10 protein-coding genes are annotated in these 12504 nt (G+C 36.3%); 4 read left to right on the forward strand and 6 right to left on the reverse strand.

Annotated features, from left to right (window positions below; translation table 11 throughout):
- Nucleotides 1-28: 28 nt before the first annotated feature.
- From ABH942_RS12365 to ABH942_RS12385, 5 genes are all read right to left on the reverse strand, one after another.
- Nucleotides 29-1327 carry an anthranilate synthase component I family protein gene (locus ABH942_RS12365; RefSeq protein ID WP_370032398.1) on the reverse strand — a complete coding sequence of 433 codons (1299 nt, stop codon included), beginning with the start codon at nucleotides 1325-1327 and terminating at the stop codon, nucleotides 29-31.
- Between the two features lie 125 nt (nucleotides 1328-1452).
- Nucleotides 1453-2859, reverse strand: coding sequence for a dihydrolipoyl dehydrogenase (gene lpdA, locus ABH942_RS12370; protein WP_370032400.1), 1407 nt, complete (start codon nucleotides 2857-2859; stop codon nucleotides 1453-1455).
- Nucleotides 2860-3063: 204 nt separating this feature from the next.
- Nucleotides 3064-3270, reverse strand: coding sequence for a hypothetical protein (locus ABH942_RS12375; protein WP_370032402.1), 207 nt, complete (start codon nucleotides 3268-3270; stop codon nucleotides 3064-3066).
- 134 nt (nucleotides 3271-3404) lie between these two features.
- Nucleotides 3405-4757: a Na+/H+ antiporter NhaA gene (gene nhaA / locus ABH942_RS12380; RefSeq protein ID WP_370032404.1), complete on the reverse strand. Its 1353-nt coding sequence runs from the start codon at nucleotides 4755-4757 to the stop codon at nucleotides 3405-3407.
- A gap of 92 nt (nucleotides 4758-4849) precedes the next feature.
- Nucleotides 4850-5308: an Lrp/AsnC family transcriptional regulator gene (locus ABH942_RS12385; RefSeq protein WP_370032406.1), complete on the reverse strand. Its 459-nt coding sequence runs from the start codon at nucleotides 5306-5308 to the stop codon at nucleotides 4850-4852.
- A 169-nt stretch (nucleotides 5309-5477) separates the two neighbouring features.
- Between ABH942_RS12385 and ABH942_RS12390 the strand changes: the two genes are divergently transcribed.
- Nucleotides 5478-6704, forward strand: coding sequence for an aminotransferase class I/II-fold pyridoxal phosphate-dependent enzyme (locus tag ABH942_RS12390; protein WP_370032408.1), 1227 nt, complete (start codon nucleotides 5478-5480; stop codon nucleotides 6702-6704).
- Nucleotides 6705-7004: 300 nt separating this feature from the next.
- Nucleotides 7005-9188, forward strand: coding sequence for a DPP IV N-terminal domain-containing protein (locus tag ABH942_RS12395; protein ID WP_370032410.1), 2184 nt, complete (start codon nucleotides 7005-7007; stop codon nucleotides 9186-9188).
- Nucleotides 9189-9237: 49 nt separating this feature from the next.
- Here ABH942_RS12395 and ABH942_RS12400 read toward each other — a convergent pair whose 3' ends face one another.
- On the reverse strand, nucleotides 9238-11172 hold the full coding sequence (locus ABH942_RS12400; RefSeq protein ID WP_370032412.1) for an amino acid permease: 1935 nt from the start codon (nucleotides 11170-11172) through the stop codon (nucleotides 9238-9240).
- A 293-nt stretch (nucleotides 11173-11465) separates the two neighbouring features.
- Here ABH942_RS12400 and ABH942_RS12405 point away from each other — a divergent pair, with 293 nt between their 5' ends.
- Complete coding sequence (locus ABH942_RS12405) at nucleotides 11466-12101, forward strand: peroxiredoxin (RefSeq protein ID WP_139999553.1); 636 nt, start codon at nucleotides 11466-11468, stop codon at nucleotides 12099-12101.
- 67 nt (nucleotides 12102-12168) lie between these two features.
- Nucleotides 12169-12477: a co-chaperone YbbN gene (locus ABH942_RS12410; protein ID WP_139999551.1), complete on the forward strand. Its 309-nt coding sequence runs from the start codon at nucleotides 12169-12171 to the stop codon at nucleotides 12475-12477.
- The last annotated feature ends 27 nt before the right edge of the window (nucleotides 12478-12504 follow it).

A 12504-nucleotide genomic window follows, 5' to 3' on the forward strand; every position in this document is an offset into this window, starting at 1 on the left:
AAAGGAAAAGTGAATACCTAGCGCATCACTATTCCAATACTTCACGCATGGCTTTAGCTTTCAGCAGGCATTCTTCATATTCATTTTCTGGAACAGACAACGAGGTTATCGCACTTCCAACAGAAAAAGAAACATATCCGTTTTGCTGATTGTACAATATGCTTCGGATGACTACATTAAAATCAAAATCATTTTCCGGTGTAAAATATCCTACAGCCCCACTATAAAGTCCACGTTTGGTCTCTTCCAGGTCTTCAATAATTTTCATGGCAGATATTTTAGGAGCACCCGTCATGCTTCCCATTGGAAAAGTAGTCTTGATTATTTCTACCGCAGATTTTTCCTTTTCCGCTTTTGAAACTACCGTTGAAATTAGATGATGTACTTGTTTAAAAGTATAAGCTCCGCATAATTCCTCAACAGTAACAGAAGCTTTTGCAGCTGTTCGTGATAAATCGTTTCGCACCAGGTCAACAATCATTATGTTTTCCGAGCGTTCTTTTTCATTGGACAGCAAATTTTGTTTTATATCTTCATCTATTTCGGAATCAGTATGCCTTTTTGCCGTTCCTTTTATTGGTTGTGAAATGATCTTGTCAGTCTCTTTTCGCAGGTATCTTTCTGGTGAAGCTGATAAAAGATACTGTTTGTTATTTTTAAAAAATACAGCAAATGGTGGTTCCGAAATTTCATTTAAACTTTTATAGGTCACAATAGGGTCAATTGTTGCGTTTTCAGCAAAAAACTCCATACAGAAATTGGCTTCGTAAATATCGCCTCTATGGATATGCGACAGCATATCCGAAACCTTTTCTAAATATCTTTCTTCAGAAATACGCTGCTGGATTTTTAATTTTTCTCCTGCCTTATCTGGATTATGACTTTCCGAAATAGCCTGTTCTTTGATTTCTTCCAAATCTTCCCTTATTTCATCATCGCACATATTGAGATAACAAATTTCAAGTTGATTTCCTTTCAAGAAAAAAAGTTTTTTAGGCTGGAAGAAAAAGAGATCCGGAAAATGCAGTCCATCAAAATTGGCAGACACAAGATCTTCCGTATCATTTTTCAAATCATAGGACAAATAGCCAAAAAGCCAATCTTTTGTAGTTTGCTGGTATTGCTTTAGGTCTTCAAAAGCATTATGCTCGTCCGTTTGTATTGACGTAAAAGCATCGACAGCAAGTACTGCATCAAAGGAAGTGTAACTTTGGCTATAATCATTACTGTCTAAAAACAGTGCTTCACGGAATTGTCCGGACCAGCCTAAAAGTTGCTGTTTGAATTCTTTTGGGTTTTGGACCTCTACTATAACGGATGTTCTCAAGTATGCTTTTGTTTAAGGCAAAATTACGATTTAGTTGGAAAAATAATTGCTATTTAAAAGCATTATCAGGCATAAAAAAGCCCGTTTCTTTAAGAAACAGGCTTTTTTATAGTATTTCCGAACTATTACATATGAATAGACCTGTTGTCGGTTGCAGCTAGTGCCGCTTCTTTTACAGCTTCCGCATACGTTGGGTGGGCGTGACTCATTCTTGCAATATCTTCGGCAGAAGCTTTAAATTCCATTGCTGTAACTGCTTCAGCAATCAAATCGGCTGTTCTGGCACCAATCATATGGATTCCTAAAACTTCATCTGTTTTAGCATCGGCAAGGATTTTTACAAAACCGTCTGTATCACCACTTGCACGAGAACGTCCTAATGCTTTGAATGGGAAACTGCCTGCTTTGTACTCTACTCCTGCTTCTTTCAATTGCTCTTCTGTTTTTCCAACAGCAGCAACTTCAGGCCAAGTATATACAACTCCAGGAATCAGGTTGTAATCAATATGTGGTTTTTGTCCTGCAAGAGTTTCTGCTACAAATACACCTTCTTCTTCAGCCTTGTGAGCCAACATAGCGCCTTTGATTACATCACCAATTGCATAAATATTCGAAACTGAAGTCTGTAAATGGTCATTTACTTCAATCTGTCCTCTTTCTGTAATTTTCACACCTACTTTTTCAGCATTTAATCCGTCAGTATACGGACGACGCCCTACAGATACTAAAGAGTAATCACCATCAAGCGTAATAGTTTCTCCTTTTGCATTTTCTGCCTGTACCTGAACACCTTCACCGTTTCTTTCAACTGATTTTACTTTGTGTGAGGTATAAAATTTCATTCCTTGCTTTTTCAAAACTTTTGTTAATTCTTTTGACAAGCCTGCATCCATACCCGGAATGATTCGGTCTAAATATTCAACTACAGAAACCTGAGCTCCTAAACGTAGGTATACCTGACCTAATTCCAAACCAATAACTCCACCACCAATAACAATCAGGTGCTTTGGAACTTCTTTCAGATTCAAAGCTTCTGTTGATGTGATAATTCTTTCTTTGTCAATTTTGATGAATGGCAAAGTAGATGGTTTTGATCCGGTTGCGATAATCGTATATTTTGCTTCAAGAGTTTCAGACGAACCGTCAGCTTTGGCTACATTGATGTGTGTTGCATCTTCAAAAGAACCAACTCCCTGGAAAACAGTAATTTTGTTTTTATCCATCAGATATTTGATTCCCGAAACGTTCTGGTCTACTACATTACCTTTACGGGCAACCATCTGCTCAATGCTGAATTTTATTTCTCCACTAATTTCGATTCCGTGTTCCTTGAAATGTGAAACAGCATCATAATAATGATGGGAAGAATCAAGCAATGCTTTTGACGGAATACATCCAACGTTCAGGCAAGTACCTCCTAAAGTGCTGTATTTTTCAATGATTGCGGTGTTGAAACCTAATTGTGCAGCACGGATTGCAGCAACATATCCACCAGGCCCTGAACCTATAACGACTACGTCAAATGAACTCATGATATATAGTTTTTTTGTGTTTTTAAAATTTGTGACACAAAATTAAGGAAGTTTTTTTGTTCTAGGAAGCGCTTCGTCGTTTAAAAGTTTTCTTCCTTTCTTTCAGCCATTTTTAAAGTGCCTACAGCCCCTATTTTTAATTTGAAGGCGATAAAAAAACTGCCCGAGATTTCTCCCGGGCAGCTCTTCTATTTTTTTTATCTGTTATATTGCCGATTGTCCACAGGTGTATACTTGCGGGCAGCCAATATAATAAACGCAATATTTAGGACCTGTAACAGCACCACTACACGAGCAGCCACATAAAGACAAATCTATAGACATATCTACCGACTCTTGTCCTCTAATTGCTTTTAAGTTTTCTTTTGAGAGTACTTCTACTCCAGCGATGTTTAAAATGTTTGTTTTCATAACAATAATGTGGTTAAGTTAATAATCTCAAATATAATCATTTACGTTTTTTTATTTTTACGATTTTCCACATACTTTAAAACTTTAACAAAATAAATATATAATAATCAGACTGCTACTCATTAAACTATATATTAAACATTAATCCTGCCCGTTTCGTTTTTAGGTTTTCGATTAAGCAAAATATATCCTGAAATTCCGGCTAATATAGAAGCGGCAAATATAGCTATCTTGGCCTGTGTAACATGTTGCTGAGTATCATAAGCAAGTGTCGTTATAAAAAGACACATCGTAAAACCAATTCCGGATAAAATGCTGATACCCAAAAGGTGATGGACAGTCATTTTCTTTGGGAGCTTTACCACTTTCAGCTTAAGCAACAAAAACGTAATTCCAAAAATCCCAAGAAACTTTCCTATTATCAGTCCTGCCACTATACCAAAAAAGATATTATTTGAAAACAAATCTGCAAAGTCAATATCAAATACAACTCCTGCATTTGCCAAAGCAAAAATTGGCATAACGATAAAAGAAACGACAGGATGTAGACTATGCTCAAGACGCTGCAATGGTGGCGTAGCATGTTTTGTCATAGATTTCATTTTTTTTATAATAGATAACTGCTTTTTAGTCAGTGTAACACCGGAGAACGATTCCGCTTCGTCTAGTTCTCCTGAATATGATTTTATTTTAGACAGGAAACCCTTTTCACTTATTTTAGTAGTAGCAGGAATGGTAAAAGCCACTAACACGGCAGCTATTGTGGCATGGACACCCGAAAGCAAAAAGGGAATCCATACTCCAATAATACCTACTATACCGTAAAAGAGTGTGCTCCTGACTCCTACCTTATTGGCTAAAATCAGCAAAACAAAAAAGAGTAGTCCTAATCCCAAGCTCCACAACGAAATTTCATTGGTATAGACTAAGGCAATCACTAAAACAGCACCAATATCATCCACAATTCCAAAAGCTGTAAAAAATATCTTCACAGACACCGGAACCTTATCACCTAATAAATATAAAATTCCCAGCACAAAAGCAATATCACAGGCCATAGGGATTCCCCAACCCTTGATTACTTCGGTATCAGACCCGTTAAAAAGAAAAAAAATAAGTGCGGGAAAAATCATTCCGGAAATCCCTACTATAATGGGCAGGATTGCATTTCTGACACCCGACAATTGACCATCTACCATTTCTCTTTTCAGCTCCAATCCCAAAACAAAAAAGAATATAGAAATCAGACCATCGTTAATCCAATGATGCAAATCATAATCTAAAAAAACAGTATCATTAAACCCAATCGATATTCTGTTTTTCCAAAATCCTAAAAATGATTCTGACCACGGCGAATTTGCTAAAATAATAGCGATAATGGCAGCACCCAAAAGCACTACACCACCCATAACAGAATTGCTTATAAATGATTTTAACGGATTGATTACATATTTGTCAACTGTGGCTTGTTGTAATTGATTTTGCATATAAAGCTTTTTGTGGTTCTCTCAAAAATAGCTTTTTAACATTTAAAAACCAATGATTACAAACACATTAGCGTTTATTTAGCTTTTTAAAATCAAAAAACAAAAGCGGTGGTGTTCTTAACTTCACCAATCATAAACGTACTATGCGTACTGCCAATATGCTGTAGGTTTGTCAATTTTGTAACCATAAACTCTCTATACTCTTCCATATTTTCTACACAGATTTTCAATATATAGTCATAATCTCCACTCACATGGAAACACTCCAGAACTTCATTGAGCTGTACGACCTCTTTCTCAAACTGGGAAATAAATTCTTTAGTATGTTGCATCAATTTCAGGTGACAGAAAACAACAAATCCTTTTTGAATGGAATTCCTGTCAAGAAGAGCCACATATTTTTTTACAATTCCTTCTCTTTCAAGCTTTTTTATGCGTTCATAAACTGCCGTAACAGAAAGATCCAGTTTCAGTGAAAGCTCTTTAGTGGTTCGCTTAGAATCTTCCTGTAGAAGTTTTAAAAGTTTTTTGTCTGTAACATCTAATATCATTGTTGATGGATTTTCGGTTTATAAAAAAATTTATAATATCATTTGGTTAAAAAAACTATCAAAACTACTATTTATAGTTTAATAATCTAAATTTTAAGCCTATTATTGATTTATTATTTATTTGATTGTTTTTTTGGTATCTATTTTATTCTTAACTATTACCATTCATATGAAAGATTTCAATCCAGCAGACAATATTCAAGACTTACAATATTTTGGAGAATTTGGAGGTGTCAATCCTTCTATTTCTGATTCTTCTACTTATACATTTTTGTCGGCAAAAACCATGTTTGACACTTTTGAAGGCAATGCCGAAGGCTGCTACCTATATTCCCGTCATTCCTCACCGAGTAACCTATATCTTGACAAGGCATTGGCTGCTATGGAAGGTACAGAATCTGCTAATGTGGCTGCTTCCGGTATGGGTGCGATTACGCCAACATTATTGCAATTATGCGGTATGGGCGACCATATTGTTTCCAGCAGAACAATCTACGGCGGTACTTATGCTTTCTTAAAGAATTTTACACCTAAATTCGGTATCAAGACTACGTTTGTAGACATTACAAAGTTAGATGTCGTTGAAGCCTCTATTACGCCTGATACTAAAGTCCTTTACTGTGAAACTGTCAGCAATCCGCTTCTGGAAGTTGCTGATATTGCTGGTTTGGCTAAGATTGCAAAAAAACACAACATCAAGTTAGTAGTCGATAATACTTTTTCTCCGTTGTCTGTTGCTCCGGCAAAGTTAGGTGCGGATATCGTAATTCATAGTTTGACAAAATACATCAATGGAAGTAGTGATACGGTTGGTGGTGTAGCTTGTGCTTCGCAGGAATTCGTAAATAGCTTGAAAAATGTAAACAATGGCGCAAGTATGCTTTTGGGACCTACAATGGACAGTCTCCGTTCAGCAAGCGTTATGAAAAACCTAAGAACGCTTCATATCCGAATCAAACAGCATAGTCACAATGCTCTTTATCTTGCTGAAAAGTTTGAGAAAGATGGATTAAAAACAGTTTATCCTGGATTAAAAAGCCATCCGAGCCACGAATTATACAAAAACATGATTAATCCTGAATATGGTTTTGGAGGAATGATGACAATTGACGTAGGTACACTCGACAAGGCAAACGAACTGATGGAATTGATGCAACAGCGAAATCTGGGCTATCTAGCTGTAAGTTTAGGGTTTTATAAAACCTTATTCAGCGCACCTGGAACTTCTACATCAAGCGAAATTCCTTTGGAAGAACAGGCTGAAATGGGATTGACTGATGGACTAATTCGTTTTTCAATTGGTTTGGACAATGATATCGAAAGGACCTATTCCATGATGAGAACCTGTATGGAAGAATTAGGAATACTAGACAAATCTATTGCTTTAGCAAACTAATCAACCTAAATATAAACCGCAATGCCTTTTTAGTTCCGAACAGGACTATAAAGGCATTTTTTTTACAATATCATGTACCTTTTAAGAACGCGGATTTTGTCGATTTCGCCGATTTCGCGGATTCTTAGCTACTTCTTAAAAAAACCTGTGTAAATCTGTGTAATCTGTGGCATCCGCGTTCAAAAAAATCAAAATCTTATAGAGCTCGTGATATCATTACTTTTTTAAGGAATATTTGTAACAATCTTTCATTCTCACGACTACTATTTTGAGTAAATTAGCGACTTTAATTTTAACAACATGAAAAAAACATTTTTTTTATCGGCTTTCCTTCTGGCTGGGATTGTGGCTTATGCCCAAAAAAACCTGACTATTGAAGAGGCTACTTTTGGACAGTATCGAAATTTTGCCGTTGAAAATTTAGTTGCCCCGAAATGGAGAAAAGACACAAAAGCAATAACTTATTTGGATAATTCGTATTCAAAACTAATTTCAAAAAGTGAAGAAGGCAATTGGGCAGAAACAACTGTTTTGACAAAAGCAGACCTTCAGGCGGCTTTGAAAAACAAATTTTCTACTGACGAATTCCAATTAAGGATGTTCCCATATTCTTATACCTGGATTGACAAAAACACTCTGGAATTTGAAGTAGACGGGAAAAATTCCAAATACCTTATCCAATTTGATGTTGATAAAAAAGAAGTCAAAAATGGTGTTGCTTTTTCTTCTGAAGGCAGAAACCAGACTATTACATCTGATGGAAAATATGCCGCATGGCTTGATAATAACAATATCAAAATCACTACAAATTCAGGACAAACTATCAGCATAACTTCTGATGAAAATGCCGGAATCGTTAACGGTAGTGATTATACACACAGACAAGAATTTGGAATCAACCGCGGAATGTGGTGGAGCCCTAAAAATGATAAGCTGGCTTATTACAGAAAAGATGAAACCATGGTTGCCGATTATCCGCTCACTGACTTTAGTGCACGGATTGCGACCAACAAAAACATCAAGTACCCAATGGCGGGTATGAAAAGCGAAGAGGTAACTCTTGTTGTTTATGATGTAAATTCTAAAAAATCAGTAACCTTACAAACTGGCGAACCTAAAGAGCAGTTCCTAACTTGTATTACTTGGGATCCTAGTGGAAAATTCGTTTATATTGGAGTATTGAACAGAGAGCAGAATCATTTGAAATTAAACAAATATGATGCTTTGACCGGAACTTTGGTAAAAACGTTATTTGAAGAAAAAGCCTCTACTTATGTTGAGCCGTTGCATGACCTGACTTTCCTTCCAAATTCTACTACTGAATTTTTATACCGAAGCGAAAAAGACGGTTTTGAACAATTATATCTTTACAATACAGAAGGCAAACAAGTTCGAAAACTAGGTTATAACAATGTTGTAGTCACTACCCTATTGGATTTTGACAAAGAAGGAAAGAATGTATTTTACATCGGAACATCAAATAACGGTTTGGACAGACAATTCTTTAAAGTTGATTTAAAATCAGGAAAAACTACACAACTGACTACTACTTCAGGGATGCATGCTGGCAGTATTAGTAGCGACGGAACATTATTGTTCGACCAATATACAAGTGTAACTACTCCAAACGACATAGCTATTGTAAATTTAAAAACTAACAAGTCTACCAACTTAATCAAATCTGTCAATCCTTATTTAGGAAAAACTAATCTGCCAAAGATGGAATTGGTAACGATAACTTCAGCTGATGGCAAAACACCATTAAACGGACGTCTGATTTATCCAGCTAATTTTGACGCTACTAAAAAATATCCGGTAATGGTATATGTTTATGGTGGTCCACACGCACAATTAGTACAAAATGAATGGCTTGGTGGAGCCTCTCTGTTTGATTTCTTTATGGCTCAGAATGAATTTGTAGTTTTCACGGTAGACAACAGAGGAAGCGATGCAAGAGGAAGAGATTTTGAGCATGTTATCCATAGAAATCTTGGACAAAATGAAATGGCTGATCAGATGAAAGGAATTGAATTCCTGAAATCAAAAAGTTTTGTAGACCAAGACAGAATTGGAGTTTACGGGTGGAGCTTTGGTGGTTTTATGACTACTTCCCTGCTTTTGAATCATAGTGATGTTTTCAAAGTAGGTGTTGCGGGAGGTCCTGTTTGCGACTGGAAATATTATGAAATAATGTATGGTGAAAGATATATGGATATGCCGCAAGAAAACCCGGAAGGTTATGAAAAAGCAAGTGTTATCAACAAAGCCAAGCAATTGAAAGGACATCTGTTGATGATTCACGGAGCACAAGATCCTGTAGTTGTACAGCAAAACAGTATGGAATTTATCCAGGCCTGTATCAAAGAAGGAAAACAAGTTGATTATTTCTTATATCCTACACACGAACATAACGTGAGCGGCAGAGACAGAATCCACTTAAATCAAAAGATTGCAGATTATTTCTTCTTGTATTTGAAGAAATAGTTCTACTAATAAAAAAGCCGGCTGATTAAGCCGGCTTTTTTATTTCTGTTTAATTTTCCTTTATAAAATTCAGCTTACTGTGTTTTCGGCTGTAACCAAAATAAATTGCAAGTCCAATCAACAACCAGATAAAGAAATAAATCCAGTTCCAGACACTTAATTCTGCCATCATATACAAACAGCAGATTAATCCCAATAATGGAATCAGAGATAAATTTTGGCGGAAAGCCCATATAGCCAAGCCTACCAAAACGGTCAGGAAAATCCACATAGGAATTTTATGTTTGAATAAGGCAAAACCGGTTTCATACTTCAGTGATTTGTCTATTGGAAGTGATTCAACAACAGCAATATATTCTGTTTCATTCTCATGAAAATCACTTAATATCTTTTCTAAATCCGTAGTCTTGTTAAATACTCTTTCTTTGTGGTTTTCAACCAAAAACTTATATACTTCTTCTGTTTCAGTTTTACTCAAAGAAGTAACTATCGAAGCCGGACTGTTAATTTGCGGTACATTCGTCACAAAATCCATTGTCTTCTTTTTATTGTAGGTAAACGAATAAACGATTCCTGCAAGCAATAAAACCGGAATAATGTATTTAGAATTGACATACGGTGTTTTAAACTTCCCACGAGGAATATTAGGCTTATTTTGCAATACTAAAACTCCCGCACAAACCAGTACAAAGGCAAATAAAGTTCCGATACTGCACAAATCTGTAACCATAGTCAGGTTTAGAAAAAGCGCAGGAATAGCAACTACAAAGCCGGTTACGATTGTAGCAAATGAAGGTGTCTTGAATCTAGGGTGCACTTTTGAAAATTTCTGCGGCAGTAAACCGTCACGGCTCATGCTCATCCAAATTCTAGGCTGTCCCATCTGGAACACCAATAATACGCTGGCCATAGCGACAACAGCACTTACCGCGATAATTCCTGACATCCATTTCAAATTCAGTTTGTCGAATACAAATGCCAAAGGATCGCCCACATTCAGGGAGTTGTATTTTATCATTCCGGTCAGTACCAAAGCTATTGCAATATATAATATCGTACATATAATAATTGCCCACATCATACCTCTTGGAAGATCGCGTTGCGGATTCTTGCATTCTTCAGCTGTTGTAGAAATAGCATCAAAACCGATATACGCAAAAAACACGGCAGAAACTCCTTTTAATACGCCATTTACGCCATTAGGAGCAAACGGATCCCAATTCGCCGTATCGACATAGAAAACACCTACTGCAATTACCAAAAGTATAACACAAAGTTTTACGACAACCATTAGATTGCTGGCATTTCTGGACTCTTTCATTCCTCTGTATACCAAAGCAGTTATCAAAACAATAATAAACAAAGCAGGAATATCAGTTACGAAGTGAAATGAACCAATTACAGGCGAGGTTGTCCAGGCTGTATAAGCATCCTGTAATCCCGCATCAAGATTGGCAAATGTCTTTCCGCCCTGCATTAAGGCAGTTGCTTCTGTATAACCATTAGAAGCCGTAAGATAATCCATCTGTATCCATTGGGGCAAATGGAGCCCACCACTTTCGAGTAATCCTGTAAAATAATCGCTCCACGATATGGCTACGGTAATATTCCCGATGGCATATTCCATAATCAGCGCCCAGCCAATAACCCAAGCAATCAATTCTCCAAAAGCAACATACGAATACGTATAGGCACTACCCGAAACAGGTACCATGGAAGCAAATTCAGCATAAGCGAAAGCTGCAAAACTACAAGCCAGGGCTGTAAACAAAAATAAGAAGATAACTGCCGGGCCTCCATCAGCACTGGCTTTTCCGATAGTACTGAAAATTCCGGCACCTACTATAGCTGCTATTCCAAAAGCAGTCAAATCTCTTGCTGTCAGGTGTTTTCCTAATGAACTGTGTCCGTCTATTTCGTTTTTTTCAACCTGCTTTAAAATATCCTGTACTGTCTTTTTTCTAAATAAACTGGAAAAACTCATATATGGAAGTGCGTATTTAATTGATTTTGTGTAGAATCTGTTTCTATGGTTTAAATTTTAACCAAAAACAAATATATAAAACCAAACTTAATAATGGGATTTATGAAAAAGAAAAATGCCAAAACTGCGAATTCAATAAAATTAGAAATCAAAAATTAGAAAATTCTCAGTAGACCGAAAACAATAGCCTTAAACTATCGATAAATAAATATATATAATAATTTTCTATGTGTAAAAGCAAATCATAAGTGTAGTTTTGCATCAGAAAAAAATAACTTTTAAACCAAATAATTATGTCATTAGTAGGAAAAAAATTCCCAAGCATTGCAGTAGATGCTATCTCAGAAATGGGTGATAATCTAAAAATCAACATTTTTGAAGAAGCAGTAAACAACAACAAAAAAGTATTATTGTTCTGGTACCCAAAAGATTTCACTTTTGTTTGCCCAACAGAATTACACGCCTTCCAAGCTGCATTGCCAGAGTTTGAAAAAAGAAACACTATCGTAATTGGAGCTTCTTGCGACACAAACGAAGTGCACTTTGCATGGTTGAATACTCCAAAAAACAACGGAGGAATTGAAGGTGTTACTTATCCAATCTTAGCGGATACTAACCGTAACCTTGCTAACATTCTTGGAATTTTAGACATCGAATCTACAAGCTACAGCGAAGAAACAGATTCAGTAATCATCGAAGGTTCAAACGTAACGTACAGAGCTACTTATTTGATTGATGAGACAGGAAAAATCTTCCACGAAAGCGTAAACGATATGCCATTAGGAAGAAACGTTGCTGAATACCTAAGACTAGTTGATGCTTATACTCACGTACAAACTAAAGGTGAAGTATGTCCTGCTAACTGGGAAGAAGGAAAAGAAGCTATGTTTGCTACCAGAGAAGGTGTTGCTTCATACTTGAATAACTAATAACAATTCCGATTGCCGTCTGCATGACATTATAAAGACGGCAATCTATAAACATAAAAAAATTGCTATGTTAATTGATTTAAACGAAGACACACTACAGGATTTAGTAAATTCTAATGAAAAAGTTGTCGTGCAATATTCAGCTTCCTGGTGTGGAAACTGCCGTATCATGAAGCCGAAATTTAAAAAACTGGCTACAGAAAACGAAAGTATGACTTTTGTTTTGGTAGATGCTGAAAATTCACCAGAATCCAGAAAATTGGCTAACGTGTCCAACCTGCCTACATTCGCAACTTTCGTAAACGGGCAGCTTGTAAACCAGACACAGACAAATAAAGCAGAAGTTTTATCAGAATTGGTAAATGAAATAGCTTAATTGAACCATTAAAAAACGTAAGAAATC

It is taken from the genome of Flavobacterium sp. 28YEA47A (assembly GCF_041262125.1).
GTDB lineage: Bacteria > Bacteroidota > Bacteroidia > Flavobacteriales > Flavobacteriaceae > Flavobacterium.

Bases quoted from the DNA above. Each gene is read 5' to 3' on its own strand.
- ABH942_RS12375 (WP_370032402.1), bottom strand. From the start codon at position 3,270: ATGAAAACAAACATTTTAAACATCGCTGGAGTAGAAGTACTCTCAAAA.
- lpdA (WP_370032400.1), bottom strand. From the start codon at position 2,859: ATGAGTTCATTTGACGTAGTCGTTATAGGTTCAGGGCCTGGTGGATAT.
- ABH942_RS12395 (WP_370032410.1), top strand. From the start codon at position 7,005: ATGAAAAAAACATTTTTTTTATCGGCTTTCCTTCTGGCTGGGATTGTG.
- ABH942_RS12410 (WP_139999551.1), top strand. From the start codon at position 12,169: ATGTTAATTGATTTAAACGAAGACACACTACAGGATTTAGTAAATTCT.
- nhaA (WP_370032404.1), bottom strand. From the start codon at position 4,757: ATGCAAAATCAATTACAACAAGCCACAGTTGACAAATATGTAATCAAT.
- ABH942_RS12385 (WP_370032406.1), bottom strand. From the start codon at position 5,308: ATGATATTAGATGTTACAGACAAAAAACTTTTAAAACTTCTACAGGAA.
- ABH942_RS12390 (WP_370032408.1), top strand. From the start codon at position 5,478: ATGAAAGATTTCAATCCAGCAGACAATATTCAAGACTTACAATATTTT.
- ABH942_RS12400 (WP_370032412.1), bottom strand. From the start codon at position 11,172: ATGAGTTTTTCCAGTTTATTTAGAAAAAAGACAGTACAGGATATTTTA.
- ABH942_RS12405 (WP_139999553.1), top strand. From the start codon at position 11,466: ATGTCATTAGTAGGAAAAAAATTCCCAAGCATTGCAGTAGATGCTATC.